The following is a 15,164-nucleotide window of genomic DNA, read 5'->3' as shown; positions in this document are numbered from 1 at the left end:
ATTCCAACAATAAGCAAAGGCGGAGTGCCGATTGATGACCCCCCATGACACTGAAGAACTCAATGCCATCCGTGAAGGCGTGCGTGCCCTGTGCGCCGAATTCGACGCCGCCTACTGGCGCGGCATCGATGAGCGCAAGGGCTTCCCGGAAGCCTTCGTCAAGGCCCTGACCGAGGCCGGCTGGCTGGCGGCGATGATCCCTGCCGAGTACGGCGGCTCCGGCCTGGGGCTGGCCGAAGCCTCGGTGATCCTCGAAGAGGTGAACCGCTGCGGCGGCAACTCCGGCACCGTGCACGGGCAGATGTACAACATGTTCACCCTGCTGCGCCACGGCAGCCAGGCGCAGAAGCACTACTACCTGCCCAAGCTCGCCAGCGGCGAACTGCGCCTGCAATCGATGGGCGTCACCGAGCCCACCACCGGCACCGACACCACCAAGATCAAGACCACTGCCATCCGCCGCGGCGACAAGTACGTGATCAACGGGCAGAAGGTGTGGATCTCGCGCATTCAGCATTCCGACCTGATGATCCTGCTGGCCCGCACCACGCCACTGGCCGAGGTGCGCAAGAAGTCCGAAGGCATGTCGATCTTCCTGGTGGACCTGCGCCAGGCCATCGGCAACGGCCTGACCGTGCAGCCCATTGCCAACATGGTCAACCACGAGACCAACGAGCTGTTCTTCGATAACCTGGAGCTGCCCGCCGACAGCCTGATCGGCGAGGAGGGCAAGGGCTTCAAGTACATCCTCGACGGCCTCAACGCCGAGCGCACGCTGATCGCCGCCGAATGCATCGGCGATGGCCGCTGGTTCATCGACAAGGCCAGCGCCTATGCCCGCGACCGGGTGGTGTTCGGCCGGCCCATCGGCCAGAACCAGGGCGTGCAGTTCCCGATTGCCGAGGCCCATATCGAGATCGAGGCCGCCGATCTGATGCGCTGGCGCGCCTGCGAGGAATACGACAGCGGGGGCAACGCCGGGGCCAGCGCCAACATGGCCAAGTACCTGGCGGCCAAGGCTTCCTGGGAAGCGGCCAACGCCTGCCTGCAGACCCACGGCGGCTTCGGCTTTGCCTGCGAGTACGACGTCGAGCGCAAATTCCGCGAGACCCGGCTGTACCAGGTGGCGCCGATCTCCACCAACCTGATCCTGTCCTACGTCGCCGAGCATTTGCTGGAGCTGCCCCGCAGCTTCTAAGGAGCCCCCATGAGCCATACCCACGATCTGGCCGGGTTCCTCGCCGGCCTGCGCTACGCCGACCTGCCGGAAAGCGTCCTGCTGCGCACCCAAGAGCTGTTCCTCGACTGGCTGGGCTCGGCCCTGGCCGCCCAGGGCGCGCACCCGATTCCCTTGTTCGAGGCTTATGCCCGGCACATGGGGCCGGCCAGTGGCCCGGCGCGCATCCTGGTCAATGGGGCCGGCAGCTCGGCGTATTTCGCCGCCCTGGTCAACGCTGCCTCGTCGCACCTGGTGGAGCAGGATGACCTGCACAACAGCTCCGTGCTGCACGCGGCCACCGTGGTGTTCCCGGCGGCGCTGGCGGCGGCCCAGGACCTGGGCAAGTCCGGCCGCGAGCTGCTGCTGGCGGCGGTGGCCGGTTATGAGGCGGGGATCCGCATCGGCGAATTCATGGGCCGTTCCCACTACCGGATCTTCCACACCACGGCCACCGTCGGCACCCTGGCCGCTGCGGTGGCGGTGGGCAAGCTGATGGAATTCGACAGCGAGCAGTTCATCAACCTGCTGGGCAGCGCCGGGACCCAGGCCGCCGGGCTCTGGGAATTCTTGCGCGACGCCGCCGACTCCAAGCAACTGCACACCGCCAAGGCCGCCGCCGATGGCCTGCTGGCCGCCTACCTGACCCGGGACGGCCTGAGCGGCGCGCGCAATATCCTCGAGGGCGAGCAGGGCATGGCGGCCGGCATGTCCCGGGATGCCGAACCGGCACTGCTCAGTGCCCGCCTGGGCAGCCGCTGGGCGCTGCTGGAAACCTCGTTCAAGTTCCACGCCTCGTGCCGCCACACCCATCCCGCCGCCGATGCCTTGCTTGAGGTGATGCAGCGCGAAGGCCTGGAACACGGGCAGATTGCCCGGGTGCTGACCCGGGTGCACCAGGGCGCCATCGATGTGCTGGGCCGGGTCCAGGTGCCGCAGACCGTGCACCAGGCCAAGTTCTCCATGGGCACCGTGCTCGGCCTGATCGCCGTGCACGGCAAGGCCGGGTTGCCGGAGTTCCAGCGCCATGGGCTGAACGACCCCCGGGTCGCGGCGTTTCGCGACAAGGTCGGCATGCAGCTGGACCCTGAAGTCGATGCGGCCTATCCAGCGCGCTGGCTGGGCCGGGTCGAGGTGCAGTGCGTGGACGGCCGCACCCTGCACGGCGCCATCGATGAGCCCAAGGGTGACCCGGGCAATGGCCTGTCCCGGGCCGAGCTGGAAGACAAGTTCCAGCGCCTGCTGCAGTTCTCCGGCGCCCGCACCCCGGAGCAGGGCAATGCCTTGATCCGTCGGGTCTGGGCCCTGCGGGACGCTGCCGACCTCAACTCACTGCTCTGAATGCCCGACATCGAACAGGGCGAGGACCGAACATGACTGACAACACAGCACAGCCACGGCCCCTGGACGGCATCACCGTGGTCAGCCTGGAACACGCCATTGCCGCGCCGTTCTGCACCCGCCAGCTGGCGGACCTGGGCGCCCGAGTGATCAAGGTCGAGCGCCCCGGCAGCGGCGATTTCGCCCGGGGCTACGACCAGCGGGTCAAGGGCCTGGCCTCGCACTTCGTGTGGACCAACCGCTCCAAGGAAAGCCTGAGCCTGGACCTCAAGCAGCCCGAAGCCGAGGGCCTGCTGGACAGCCTGCTGGCCGGGGCCGACGTGCTGGTGCAGAACCTGGCACCGGGGGCGGCGGCGCGCATGGGGCTGTCGTTCGAGGCGCTGCATGAGCGCTTTCCACGGCTGATCGTCTGCGATATTTCCGGCTACGGCGAAGGCGGCCCCTATGAGCGGAAAAAGGCCTACGACCTGCTGATCCAGAGCGAAGGCGGCTTTGTATCGGTGACCGGCGGCCCCGAACCGGAGCAGATGGCCAAGGCCGGTTGCTCGATCGCCGACATTGCCGCCGGCATGTACGCCTACAGCGGCATTCTTTCGGCCCTGCTGCTGCGTGGGCGCACCGGCCTGGGCAGCCGCATCGACATCAGCATGCTGGAAAGCCTGGTGGAGTGGATGGGCTACCCCCTGTACTACGCCTTCGAAGGCGCCGAACCGCCACCCCGGGCCGGCGCGGCCCATTCCACCATCTACCCCTACGGGCCGTTTCCCGCGGGTGACGGCGGTACGGTGATGCTCGGCCTGCAGAACGAACGGGAATGGGCGGCCTTCTGCGACAAGGTGCTGGAGCTGCCCGAACTGGTCACGGACGAGCGCTTTGGCGCCAACTTCAAGCGTTCAGCCAACCGCGAGGCGCTGCGCCAGATCATCGTCGAGCGCTTTGCCCGGCTCAGCGTCGCCCAGGTGATCGAACGGCTGGAGCAGGCGCAGATCGCCAACGCCCGGGTCAACGACATGCAGGGCGTGTGGCAGCACCCGCAATTGGCGGCCCGGGACGCCTGGCGCCAGGTGGACAGCCCGGCGGGCCGCCTGCCGGCGCTGTTGCCACCGGCGCGCAACAGCGCCTATGCGCCGCGCATGGACGCAGTCCCGGCGCTGGGCCAGCACAGCGCAGCGATACTCGCCGAGCTGGGCCTGAGCCCGCAAGGCATCGAGCAACTGCAGGCCCGTGGAGTCATCTGAACCCCAACCTCGCCGTAGGAGCTGGCTTGCCAGCGAAGGGGCCCCTGAGATCGCCTTCGCCGGCAAGCCGGCTCCTACGGAGGGCAGGGCAACACCAGGCTCTTGCTGTAGGGGCCGGGCATTAAGCCTGGCCGCCATTGGTCTTCCAATAACAAGGATCCGAACATGTCCAACCCCATTGTCCGCTCCGCGCTGTTCGTCCCCGGCAGCCGCCCCGAGCGTTTCGCCAAGGCCCTGGCTTGTGGCGCCGATGCGGTGATCGTCGATTTCGAGGACGCCGTCGAGGAACCCCTCAAGGCGCAGGCGCGAGAGCACCTGGGGCGCTTCCTGCTGGCGCAGCCCCAGGTGCGGGCCTGGGTACGAATCAACGCACCCGAGCACCCCCAGCACCTGGCCGACCTGGCGTTCTGCCAGGCCCATGCCGGTGTGGTGGGCATTCTCCTGCCGAAAGTCGAGAGCGCAGCCCAAGTGGCGCAGGTGGCCGCCAGCGGCCGCCTGGTCTGGCCGATCATCGAAAGTGCCCGGGGCTTGCTGGCCCTGGGCGAGATCGCCAGCGCCCCCGGGGTCCAGCGCCTGTCGTTCGGCGGCCTGGACCTGGCCCTGGACCTCAACCTCAGCAGCGGCTCGGCGGCGGCCCAGTTCGCCCTGGACCAGGCGCGGCTGGCGCTGATCCTGCACTCCCGGGCGGCGGGGCTGCAGGCGCCGCTGGACGGGGTGTTTCCCGGCATCGCCGACAGCCAGGGCCTGGCCGCCTCGGTCCGCCACGCCTACGCCATGGGCTTTGCCGGTGCGCTGTGCATCCACCCGGCCCAGGTGCCGGTGATCCACCAGGCCCTGGCGCCCAGCGCCGAGGAGTTGGCCTGGGCCCAACGGGTGGTGGAAGGCGGGCGCGAGGGTGCCGGGGCCTACCAGGTGGATGGGCAGATGGTCGATGCCCCGGTGCTGCTGCGGGCCCAGCGCTTGCTGGCGATGGCCTGACCCTGCGCCCGGGCCGCGGCGCAGGTAGAATGGCGCGGTCTTTTTATCGAGGTGGCACCATGCACGGCTCAGCCCCATACACCTGCGGTAGCGTCCGATGAGCAGCCTGGAGCGGGCCATCGCGCTGGCCGCCCAGGCCCATGCCGGGCAAGTCGACAAGGGCGGTGCGCCCTACATCCTGCATCCCTTGCGCGTGATGCTGCGCCTGACACACCCCGAGGCGCGGATTGTCGCGGTGCTGCACGATGTCCTGGAAGACTGCCCCATCACCCCGGAGCAGTTGCGGGGCGAGGGCTTCAGCGAAGAGGTGCTGGCGGCGCTGCTGGCGCTGACCAAGGTTGCAGGCGAGGACTACCCGGCGTTCATTCGCCGCGCAGGCGCGAACCCCCTGGCGCGGCAAGTGAAGCTGGCGGATCTGGCGGAAAACAGCGACCTGTCGCGCATCCCCGAACCGGGTGCCGAAGACCTGCGGCGCCTGGAGAAGTACCGCCAGGCCACGGATTACCTGAACTCACTGGCGCGCGACTGAGTTCGTGATACCTGCGCCCAGCAGCGGCTCAGGCCTGGTCGTCGTCGCTGAGCTCGCCGGCAAACCCCCAATCGCTGCCGTCGATTTCCTGGATCACGATGTGGGTATGCTCGGGCTTCTTGCCCAGTACCCGCACCAGGGATTCGGTGAATTCCTTGACCAGTTGGGCCTTCTGCTGGCGCGTGGCGCCCTTGGTGATCTGCAGGTTGATATAGGGCATGGATCGACACTCCAGGTGATGGTGCATGGACGGGCGGCAGGGCAGCCTACGACAGCCGCTGCCCTCCTGCCAGCGGGCCTTGGTGCGTCAGTTGCTGTAGCTGGACAGCGCCACTTCGGCGGTGCGTGCCGGTGGCTTGCGCCCACGGGTGCGCCAGTGCTCGATCAGCGCCCGGCCATGGGCCAGGCCGGCCTGCAGCGCGGCTTCAGTGCTGGCGTAGTCATTGCCGTAGGGCGGGCAGGCGAAGTGTACGGAAAAGCACGGGTGCTGGCCGTGGCCGGTGAGGCGGCCGACGTAGCTGTAGCTGGAACCGGACTGATGGGGATCAAGGCTGGGAGAGCTCGGTTCACGAATGATCATCACGTAGATGTCGTGGTCGAATTGGGTGTCTTGATACCAACTGCTTGAAGAATCCATGGTCCACCTCCTTGTCCGTGAGCCTTCGCCGTGGCCGGCGTCGGCATTGCGTTCTGTGCGGGTCTAGCGGTTTGCGGGTGACGCCTGGGGGGCGTCGTGCAGCCCGGCGGGGTGGCGGAACACCCCCTCGGGCAGCCGTTTTTCCAGGGCCCGTGCGGCCCTCAGTACCAGGGCGTCGCAGCCGAAGCGGGCGACGATCTGCAGGCCGATGGGCAGGCCCGCCTCGCTCAGGGCGCAAGGCAGGCTCAACGCTGGCTGGCGGCTGAAATTGAACGGGAAGGTGGTGGGCTGCCACATGGCGCTGATCTGTTCCGGCCAGTCCGGCGGCAGCAGGCGTTCCACGGCGAAGGGTTCGACCACCGCGGCAGGGGTCAGCAGCAGGTCGTACTCACCCAGGAAAGCGTGAAGCTTCTGCGCCACCCGGTGGCGCTCTTGCACCGCACAGGCGTAGTCCAGGGCATTGAGCTGGCGCGCGCGGACCTGGGCCTGCTGGAGAAAGTCCCCCACCAGATGACGGTCCTCGGCGGGTATTTCCTGGGCCACGGCGCAGGCCACTTCCACCGGCCAGGCCCGCAGGTAGTTCGGCGCCGGGTTGCCGATGTCCGGCGAGGCCAGGACCAGGGTGGCGCCGGCTTCCTGCAACAGCCTGGCAGCGTTCAGGCAGGCTGCGGCGATCTGCGGGTCGACATGGGCGGCGTAGCCCAGGTCGGCGCTGAAGGCGATGCGCAGGCCGGCGACGCCGTCCTCGATGGAACTGAGGAAATCCCTGGGCCCATGGGGCCAGGCAAAGGGCTCGCCGGGTTCGTGCACGGCCATGAGCTCCATCAACAGGGCAATGTCGCGCACGTGGCGGGCAATCGGCCCTTCGGCGGCCATGCCGCCCGGGTCGATGCTCGGGCAGGCGGACACCAGGCCATGGCTGGGCTTGAACCCGACCACGCCGCAAAAGCTCGACGGGGTACGGATCGAACCGGCGGCATCGTTGCCTGTCGCGGCCGGGGCATAACCGGCTGCGACCCCCGCAGTACTGCCGCCACTGCTGCCACCGGCATGCAGGGCCAGGTTCCACGGGTTGCGGGTGATGCCGGTCAACGGGCTGTCGGTCAGGGGCGTGCTGCCCAGTTCCGGCAGGGTGGTCTTGGCGATGAAGATCGCCCCGGCTTCACGCAGGCGTGCCACCAGGCTGGAGTCCCGGGTCATGGCCGGGCGGTTGGCCAGGGCCCGGGAACCACTGCGGGTCTGCCAGCCCTGTACGTCGTTGTTGTCCTTGACCAGGATCGGAATGCCATCCAGCCGGCCCATGGGTTGCCCGGCGGCCCAGCGCGCGGTGGACGCCTGGGCAGCGCGCAGCGAGGCCGGGTCCTGGCGTTCGCAGAGGGCATTGAGCTGTGGCTCGTGGCGCTCGATCTGCGCCAGCACGGCCTGCAGCACGTCCACCGGGGTGAACTGCAAGGTGGCGAAACCCTGCAGCAGCGCCTCGATCGACAGGTGCGGCAGGGCCGCTTGGCTGGAAGTGGGCAACGACATATTCGGCTCTTTGTTCAAGCACGCCGGGCGCGGGCTGCGCCACGGCGTGGAAAGGCGGCATGGACGCCGTTGGCGGCGTCCTGGCGGGCCTTCGCAGTGAGTGACTCAGCGGCCACTGGTGACCTTGACCCAGGTCCGGGTCCGGGTGCGTTCGGCCTTGGCCGGCAGCGGGGCCAGAGGGTAGAGGCGGGTCATGGTCTCGGCGCTGGGGAACAGGTCCGGGTTGTCCAGCAGCGACTGCTGGATGAACGGCTTGGAATCGGTCACGCCGTTGGGGTAGCCGACGTAGTTGCTGATGGAGGCAATGACCTTGGGTTCCATCAGGTAATTGAGGAAGGCGTGGGCGGTGTCCACGTGCTTGGCGCCGGCGGGGATGGCCACGGTGTCGATCCACACCAGGGTGCCTTCCTTGGGAATGCGCATTTCGATGTGCACGCCGTTCTTGGCTTCGTTGGCGCGGTTGGCCGCCTGCAGGAAGCCGCCGGAGTAGCCCACGGCCACACAGATGTTGCCGTTGGCGATATCGCCCATCCACTTGGCGCTATGGAAGTAGCGCACGTAGGGACGCAGCTTGAGCAGCATGGCCTCGGCCTTGCGGTAGTCCTCGGGGTTCTGGCTGTTGGGGTCCAGGCCCAGGTAGTGCAGGGCCAGGGGCAGCATTTCGGTGGGCGAGTCGAGGAAGGTCACGCCGCACTGGCTGAGCTTCTTCAGGTTCTCTTCCTTGAACACCAGGTCCCAGCTGTTGACCGGCGCGTCGGTGCCTAGCAGCTCCTGGACCTTGTCGCGGTTGTAGCCGATCAGGTTGGTGCCCCACATGTAGGGAATCACGTAGCGGTTGCCCGGGTCGCTCTGCTCCAGCAGCTTCATCACGGCCGGGTCGAGGTTCTTCCAGTTCGGCAACTGCCCGCGGTCCAGGGGCTGGAAGGCGCCGGCGCTGATCTGCTTGCTGACGAAACCGCTGGAGGGCACCACCACGTCATAGCCGCTGTTGCCGGTCAGCAGCTTGGCTTCGAGCACTTCGTTGCTTTCGAAGATGTCGTACTTGACCTTGATCCCGCTCTGGGCCTGGAAATCCTTGATGGTGTTGGGAGCGATGTACTCCGACCAGTTGAAGATGTTCACCGTGCGCTCGGGGGCGGCCTGGGCGGTGACAGAGGCGGCCAGGGCCAGGGCACCGAGGGTGCAGGCCGTGGCGAGGCGGGAGAGGGCGGTGTGCAACGATTTCATATGACAACTCCATGTCCGAAATGAGCGGAACCATCCGAGGCGGACATTTTTCGTCGGATAGGTCGCAGAGAGAATGCTTGCAACGGTCAATAGGGGATATTTAGCGTCAATCTTCGGCGCAGTCCGAGAGCGGCCCGAGCTGGCCGGCCAGCTGGCGGAAGCGCCCGGGAGCGACGCCGCTCCAGCGTTGGAAGGCGTGGCGGAAACTTGCGGTTTCCTTGAAGCCCAGGGCTTCGGCGATGCGGTAGATGGGCAGGCTGTGCTGGCCCAGCAACTGCTGGGCGCGGGCGTAGCGCAACTCGTCCAGCAACTGCTGATAGCTGGTGTCCTGGGCCCGCAGGCGCCGGCGCAGGGTGCTGGGGGAGCAGTGCACCTGGCGCGCCAGGCTGTCGAAATCCGGCACCGCGTGCAGCTGTTCATTGAGGATGCGCCGCACCTGGTCGATCCAGGTCGGCCGCGCGCTGAGCTCCTCGTTGAGGCGGATGCAGCGTTGCAGCATGTCGTTCTGGGTCACCAGGTCCGCCAGGGGCAGGCGCCGGTCCAGCCACTCCAGGTCGAAGCCGATGGCATTGCGCCCGGCATTGAACTGCACCGGGCAATTGAAGGCCTGCTCGTAGCTGTCCATATAGGGCTGGGGGCCATGCATCAGTTGCACCTGGCGCAGGGGCAGGGAGCAACCCAGCAGGTCCTGGCAGGTGACCCGGTAGGACGACATGCAGAAATCGGTGTTGAACACCTCAAGTTCGCTTTCGCTGTACTGGTCGGCGGTGAGCCAGGCCAGGCCGTCGCGGACCTCAAGGTCGAGGCGGAAGAAGGTGCCCAGCAGCAAGGGGTAGCGCAGCGCCAGGGACCAGCCTTCGCGCAGGGTGGCGCTGGTCAGCAGGGTCAGGCCGAACATGCCGTAGGCGGAAATGTGCAGGTTGCGCCCCAGCACCAGCCCCAGGTCCTGGCGAAACTGCACGGCGTTGCTGAACACGCGCATTTCCTGGCTGATATTGATCAGGCTGTTGGGCAGCTCCAGGTCCGCCAGCTGGATGCCGCTGCCCTCCAGCAGCACCTGGGCGGGTACGTCGCTGTCACGGAAGGCGTCCAGCACCGCTTGGGTGGTATGCAGGGTGGTCAAGCGAAGGGCGGTCATCGACGATCTCAGAGTGATATCGGGAGGCGTGACTTTAGGGGTTACGCGCCCGCGGTTCAATTGCCCCTTGCAGGCGCTGGCGGGGGCGGCGCAGGGCTAGGGGGCCCTTTCGCCGGCAAGCCGGCTCCTACGGGGAGGTGGGCGGCGCCGATTGCGCAGGCACTGCCCGTTGTAGGAGCTGGCTTGCCAGCGAAGGCGCTGGCAGGAGCGGCGCAGGGCTCGGGGGCCTTTCGCCGGCAAGCCGGCTCCTACATGGGGCGGGGCGTTCGGCGGGGGTGAACGCGGGTATCAAAAATTCGAAATTCTCTATACGCCATGCCTTAGGCACTCTTCCCTCAATCACAACAATAAAAAGGTGAAGTCCATGTTCAAGCTCTCAAGAGCGCTGTTCTGTGCCGCCGCATTGCTCGCTGCCGGGGTGGCCCAGGCCGCCGAATCCACCGGCAACCCGATCATCATCAAGTTCGCCCACGTGGTGGCCGAGAACACCCCCAAGGGCCAGGGCGCGCTGCTGTTCAAGAAGCTCGCCGAGGAGCGCCTGCCGGGGCAGGTCAAGGTCGAGGTCTACCCCAACTCGTCGCTGTTCGGCGATGGCAAGGAAATGGAGGCGCTGCTGCTGGGGGATGTGCAGATGCTGGCGCCGTCCCTGGCCAAATTCGAGCAGTACACGAAAAAGATCCAGATCTACGACCTGCCGTTCCTGTTCGACGACCTGGCGGCGGTGGACCGCTTCCAGGCCGCCGAGGGCAAGCAGTTGCTGACCTCGATGCAGGGCAAGGGCATTCTCGGCCTGGCCTACTGGCACAACGGCCTGAAGCAGTTGTCGGCCAACAAGCCCCTGCACGAACCCAAGGACGCCCGTGGCCTGAAGTTCCGCGTGCAGGCCTCCAGCGTGCTCGAAGAGCAGTTCAAGGCGATGCGCGCCAACCCGCGCAAGATGAGTTTCGCCGAGGTCTACCAGGGCCTGCAGACCGGCACCGTCAACGGCACCGAGAACACCTGGTCGAACTATGAAAGCCAGAAGGTCAACGAGGTGCAGAAGTACTTCACCGAGTCCAACCACGGCCTGATCGACTACATGGTGATCACCAACGCGAGCTTCTGGAACGGCCTGCCGGCGGACGTGCGCGGCGAGCTGGAAACCATCATGGCCGAGGTCTCGGTAGAGGTGAACAAACAGGCCGAGGCCCTGAACCAGAGCGCCAGGCAGAAGATCGTCGAGGCCAGGACCAGCGAAATCATCGAACTGACCCCCGAGCAGCGCCAGGCCTGGCGCGACACCATGCGCCCGGTGTGGAGCAAGTTCGAGGACGAGATCGGCGCCGACCTGATCAAGGCCGCCGACGCCGCCAACCAGCGCCACTGATACGCCCTCCCGGCCGTCCGCGGCGGACGGCCACTGCCCGTTTCGCGAGGTATCTCTATGCAGTCCCTGAGACGTATCTGGGAGCACCTGGAGGAGGGCCTGATTGCCCTGCTGCTGGCGACCATGACCCTGGTGACCTTCGTCTACGTGATGCTCAACAACATCTACACCCTGTTCTTCGCCCTGGCCGACAAATGGGCCGCCAGCAGCGCCTTCTTCAACGCTCTGGGCGACGCCACCATGGGCCTGGCCCAGGACATGACCTGGAGCGTGGCCCTGACCAAGGCGATGTTCGGCTGGCTGATCTTCTTCGGCATCTCCTATGGCGTGCGCACCGCCGGGCACCTGGGGGTGGACGCCCTGGTGCGCCTGACCCCGCGCCCGGTGCAGCGCTACCTGGCGCTGCTCGCCTGCCTGTGCTGCCTGGTGTACGCCGGGCTGTTCATGGTCGCCAGCTTCAAGTGGCTGAGCGCGATCATGGCCGCCCATATCGGTGCCGAAGACCTGGACCGCTTCGGCATCCAGGTCAGCCATATCGTGGTGATCGTGCCCATCGGCTTCGCCCTGGTGCTGATCCGCTACCTGGAAATCTTCTACCGCATCTTCACCCGACGGCAGTTCGGCCTGGGCCTGGCCGACGAGGCGGGCGAGGCCAGCAAGCTGGCGGGCAGCCATGAGGAGCGTCACTGATGGCCGTGCTCTGTCTGTTTCTGCTGCTGTTCGTGTTCATGTTCCTCGGCGTGCCCATCGCCATTGCCCTGGGCCTGTCGGGGGCGGTGTCGATCCTGATGTTCAGCCAGGACTCCCTGAGCTCCCTGGCGATCAAGCTGTTCGAGACCTCCGACGCCTACACCTTCCTGGCGATTCCGTTCTTCCTCTTGTCCGGGGCCTTCATGACCACCGGCGGCGTGGCCCAGCGCCTGATCGACTTCGCCAACGCCTGCGTCGGCCACATCCGTGGCGGTCTGGCAATTGCCGCGGTGCTGGCCTGCATGCTGTTCGCCGCGCTGTCCGGTTCCTCGCCGGCCACCGTGGCGGCGGTAGGCTCGATTGCCGTGGCGGGCATGGTGCGCTCCGGCTATCCCAAGGAGTTCGGCGCCGGGATCATCTGCAACGCCGGGACCCTGGGCATCCTGATTCCGCCGTCGATCGTCATGGTGGTGTACTCGGCGGCCACCGAGACTTCGGTGGGCAAGCTGTTCATGGCCGGCGTGGTGCCCGGCTTGCTGCTGGGCCTGCTGCTGATGGTGGCGATCTACATCGTGGCCCGGGTGAAAAAGCTGCCGGCCCAGCCACGGGCCACCTTTGGCCAGTGGCTGAGTGCTGCGCGCCGGGCGTTCTGGGGCCTGTTGTTGCTGGTGATCATTCTTGGCGGCATCTACAGCGGCATGTTCACGCCCACTGAGGCGGCGGCGGTGGCGGCGGTGTACTCGGCCTTCGTCGCCCTGTTCGTGTACCGCGACATGAAGCTGCGGGACTGCCCCAAGGTGCTGCTGGAGTCGGGCCGGCTGTCGATCATGCTGATGTTCATCATCGCCAACGCCATGCTCTTCGCCCATGTGCTGACCACCGAACAGATCCCCCAGGAAATCACCGCCTGGGTGATTTCCGAAGGCCTGACGCCGATCGGTTTCCTGCTGATGGTCAACGTGGTGCTGCTGGTGGCGGGCAGCTTCATGGAGCCCTCGGCGATCGTGCTGATCCTGGCGCCGATCTTCTTCCCGATTGCCATGAAGCTGGGGATCGACCCGATTCACCTGGGCATCGTCATGGTGGTCAACATGGAGATCGGCCTGGTGCACCCGCCGGTGGGCCTGAACCTGTTCGTGACCTCGGCGGTGACCGGCCTGACCCTGGGCCAGACCATCCGCGCGGCGATGCCGTGGCTGATGATCCTGCTGCTGTTCCTGATCCTGGTGACCTACGTGCCGCTGATCTCCCTGGCCTTGCCCAACTGGCTGGGCATGTAGCGCCCCCATCGCTGGCAAGCCAGCTCCTACAGGCGCGCATAACCCCGTAGGAGCCGGCTTGCCGGCGAACCGCGCAGCGGCCATTGGGCGCGGTTGATGGCGAGGGAATGGGCGATCTTGCGGGCGCTTTCGCTGGCAAGCCAGCTCCTACAGGCGGGCATTACCCCGTAGGAGCCGGCTTGCCGGCGAACCGCGCAGCGGCCATTGGGCGCGGTTGATGGCGAGGGAATGGGGCGATCTTGCGGGCGCTTTCGCTGGCAAGCCAGCTCCTACAGGCGGGCATTACCCCGTAGGAGCCGGCTTGCCGGCGAACCGCGCAGCGGCCAGTCCGCACCGGGTCAAGTGCGTGGTGTTCAGGCCGTCGGCACGCGCCACAGGTACCAGGCAGCAGTGGTGCGCCAGGGGCTCCAGGCCTGGCCGATCTGGCGCAGCTGCCGGGGGCTGGGCTGTTTCTCCAGGTCTTTCAGGCGGCGATAACCTTCGCGTACGCCAAAGTCGTCCACGGGCAGTATGTCCTCGCGCTCAAGGCTGTAGATCAGCAGCATCTCCACGGTCCAGCGGCCAATGCCGGGCAGCTGGATCAGGCGCTCTATCAACTGTTCGTCATCCAGGCCACGGGCGCTGGCGGCATCGGGGACGCGGCCGTCCAGGGTGGCCTGGGCGATGCCCTGCAGGGTCGCTACCTTGCGTGCGGAAAAGCCGCAGCCGCGCAGGCTCTCCAGGCTGGCATCGGCCAGTTGCCCGGGCGTAGGGAAGTCCTGCCCGGGAAACAAAGCGCGCAGGCGGCCGAGTATCGCGTCGCCCGCGCGGGCATGCAGTTGCTGGTAGGCCACCGCGCGCACCAGCGCCTGATAAGGCTCGCGCTCCGGGCGGGGCTGGTGCAGGCAGGGGCCGACGGCGGCGATCAGCGCGGCCCAGTCGGCATCCAGTGCGGCAAGAAAACGAGTGGCGGGGCAGGTGGGCATTGGCGATCCGGAACAAGTGGCGGGGCGAGCGGCAGATTAGCCCGCCGCCCCAAGGCTTGCACCCTGTCTCTTGCGCTGGAACTCGCGGCCCGGGCCTTGCACCCGGGCGCAGGGTTTTCAGTCCTTGGCCGCCGGCAAGTAGAGCCGCTCCAGCACGTAGTGCAACGAGGCCGCCAGGGTTTGGCCATGGCTGAGTGTTTCAAAACTGTGGTAGTCCAGGGCCAACCCCGGCACCTGGGCCAGTTGCGCCTGCAACTGTCGGGCGCGCTGGTCGGCCTCGGGCCCTGCTGGCTGGCGCGGGTTGCCCGGCTCGGCGCCGCCGCGCATCAGCAGCAATTGCGCATGATGGCCCTGCAGGCGCTCGGCCAGGCCCTGGGCCTGGGGCAGGATCAGGCCGTCGCCCCACCACAGCGAAGGGCTCGCGGCGGCGTAGTGTCGAAACGCCTGGGGCTGGCTGAACAGCGCCTGCAGCACCAGCAGGCCGCCGTAGGAGTGGCCCCACAGGGTCTGTTGCGCGGTATCTATCGGTGCCTGGGCCGTCACGGCCGGGCGCATGCGTTCGCGCAGCAGTTGCAGGAAGGCTTGCGCGCCGCCGCTGGGTTGCCCGGTCAGCGGGTCTTGCTGCTGCGCCTGGCCCGGTTGCTGCGGGGTGTAGTCATAGGTGCGGGCGTTGCGCTCGATACGCAGCGGGGTCTGGTAACCCACTGCCACCAGCAGCGGCGCCTGGCCCTGGTCCAGGCGCTTGAGCTGCTCGGGGTCGAGGGCGCCGATGGCGGCGTTGCCATCGAGCATCCACAGCACCGGGTAGCCCTGTGGCGGCGGCGCCTGCAACGGTTTGCCTATCCACAGTTGGTAGTGCCGCTGGCCGTCGGCGGAATCCAGTTGCAGGCTAGTGAAGCGGTAGGGCAGGTCCTGGCGTTGCAGCAGGCTGCGGTCCATGGGCTGGTCCGGGGCGGGGGCGGCCAGGGCCGCTCCCGCAAGGCCCCAGGCCAGGGCCAGGGGCAGGAAAAAAGTTCTCATCAGGCGTTCTCG

Annotated in this window: 15 protein-coding genes; 8 read left to right on the top strand and 7 right to left on the bottom strand. The window is 67.1% G+C overall.

Annotated features, from left to right (window positions below; translation table 11 throughout):
- Positions 1–34 precede the first annotated feature (34 nt).
- The 5 genes from M2395_RS07690 to M2395_RS07670 all read left to right on the top strand — a co-directional run bounded on the left by M2395_RS07690 (position 35) and on the right by M2395_RS07670 (position 5,302).
- Positions 35–1,198, top strand: a complete 1,164-nt coding sequence (locus M2395_RS07690; protein WP_015635352.1) for an acyl-CoA dehydrogenase family protein — start codon at positions 35–37, stop codon at positions 1,196–1,198.
- Between the two features lie 9 nt (positions 1,199–1,207).
- Entirely contained in the window at positions 1,208–2,557 is a 1,350-nt protein-coding gene (locus tag M2395_RS07685) for an MmgE/PrpD family protein (RefSeq protein ID WP_123430916.1), read from the top strand.
- Positions 2,558–2,589: 32 nt separating this feature from the next.
- Positions 2,590–3,795, top strand: coding sequence for a CaiB/BaiF CoA-transferase family protein (locus M2395_RS07680; protein ID WP_123430915.1), 1,206 nt, complete (start codon positions 2,590–2,592; stop codon positions 3,793–3,795).
- 165 nt (positions 3,796–3,960) lie between these two features.
- Positions 3,961–4,773: a CoA ester lyase gene (locus M2395_RS07675; protein ID WP_123430914.1), complete on the top strand. Its 813-nt coding sequence runs from the start codon at positions 3,961–3,963 to the stop codon at positions 4,771–4,773.
- 97 nt (positions 4,774–4,870) lie between these two features.
- On the top strand, positions 4,871–5,302 hold the full coding sequence (locus M2395_RS07670) for an HD domain-containing protein (protein WP_047336567.1): 432 nt from the start codon (positions 4,871–4,873) through the stop codon (positions 5,300–5,302).
- A 28-nt stretch (positions 5,303–5,330) separates the two neighbouring features.
- Here M2395_RS07670 and M2395_RS07665 read toward each other — a convergent pair whose 3' ends face one another.
- The 5 genes from M2395_RS07665 to M2395_RS07645 all read right to left on the bottom strand — a co-directional run bounded on the left by M2395_RS07665 (position 5,331) and on the right by M2395_RS07645 (position 9,831).
- Complete coding sequence (locus M2395_RS07665) at positions 5,331–5,522, bottom strand: 4-oxalocrotonate tautomerase family protein (RefSeq protein WP_011060949.1); 192 nt, start codon at positions 5,520–5,522, stop codon at positions 5,331–5,333.
- Between the two features lie 87 nt (positions 5,523–5,609).
- Entirely contained in the window at positions 5,610–5,939 is a 330-nt protein-coding gene (locus M2395_RS07660; RefSeq protein WP_011060950.1) for a hypothetical protein, read from the bottom strand.
- A 63-nt stretch (positions 5,940–6,002) separates the two neighbouring features.
- Positions 6,003–7,466 carry an amidase gene (locus M2395_RS07655; protein ID WP_077933977.1) on the bottom strand — a complete coding sequence of 488 codons (1,464 nt, stop codon included), beginning with the start codon at positions 7,464–7,466 and terminating at the stop codon, positions 6,003–6,005.
- 105 nt (positions 7,467–7,571) lie between these two features.
- Positions 7,572–8,693 carry a polyamine ABC transporter substrate-binding protein gene (locus M2395_RS07650; RefSeq protein WP_123430913.1) on the bottom strand — a complete coding sequence of 374 codons (1,122 nt, stop codon included), beginning with the start codon at positions 8,691–8,693 and terminating at the stop codon, positions 7,572–7,574.
- 106 nt (positions 8,694–8,799) lie between these two features.
- The gene (locus M2395_RS07645) at positions 8,800–9,831 is read right to left on the bottom strand and encodes an AraC family transcriptional regulator (protein WP_036996300.1); all 1,032 of its coding nucleotides are present in this window, start codon (positions 9,829–9,831) and stop codon (positions 8,800–8,802) included.
- 364 nt (positions 9,832–10,195) lie between these two features.
- Here M2395_RS07645 and M2395_RS07640 point away from each other — a divergent pair, with 364 nt between their 5' ends.
- The 3 genes from M2395_RS07640 to dctM are packed head-to-tail and all read left to right on the top strand — an operon-like array spanning position 10,196 to position 13,167.
- On the top strand, positions 10,196–11,197 hold the full coding sequence (locus M2395_RS07640; RefSeq protein WP_011060954.1) for a TRAP transporter substrate-binding protein: 1,002 nt from the start codon (positions 10,196–10,198) through the stop codon (positions 11,195–11,197).
- A 57-nt stretch (positions 11,198–11,254) separates the two neighbouring features.
- Positions 11,255–11,887, top strand: coding sequence for a TRAP transporter small permease (locus M2395_RS07635; protein WP_011060955.1), 633 nt, complete (start codon positions 11,255–11,257; stop codon positions 11,885–11,887).
- Positions 11,887–13,167, top strand: a complete 1,281-nt coding sequence (gene dctM, locus M2395_RS07630; RefSeq protein ID WP_011060956.1) for a C4-dicarboxylate TRAP transporter large permease protein DctM — start codon at positions 11,887–11,889, stop codon at positions 13,165–13,167. The genes M2395_RS07635 and dctM overlap by 1 nt, the downstream gene beginning before the upstream one ends.
- Before the next feature lie 353 nt (positions 13,168–13,520).
- On the opposite strand, the gene M2395_RS07625 is transcribed toward dctM, so the two are convergent.
- Complete coding sequence (locus M2395_RS07625) at positions 13,521–14,132, bottom strand: DNA-3-methyladenine glycosylase (protein WP_015635362.1); 612 nt, start codon at positions 14,130–14,132, stop codon at positions 13,521–13,523.
- A 117-nt stretch (positions 14,133–14,249) separates the two neighbouring features.
- Positions 14,250–15,152, bottom strand: a complete 903-nt coding sequence (locus M2395_RS07620) for an alpha/beta hydrolase (protein WP_123430911.1) — start codon at positions 15,150–15,152, stop codon at positions 14,250–14,252.
- Positions 15,153–15,164 lie beyond the last annotated feature (12 nt).

This window comes from Pseudomonas sp. BIGb0176 (assembly GCF_024810175.1).
GTDB classification, from domain to species: Bacteria; Pseudomonadota; Gammaproteobacteria; order Pseudomonadales; family Pseudomonadaceae; genus Aquipseudomonas; species Aquipseudomonas protegens.
This window is presented reverse-complemented; position numbering and strand designations above follow the sequence as displayed.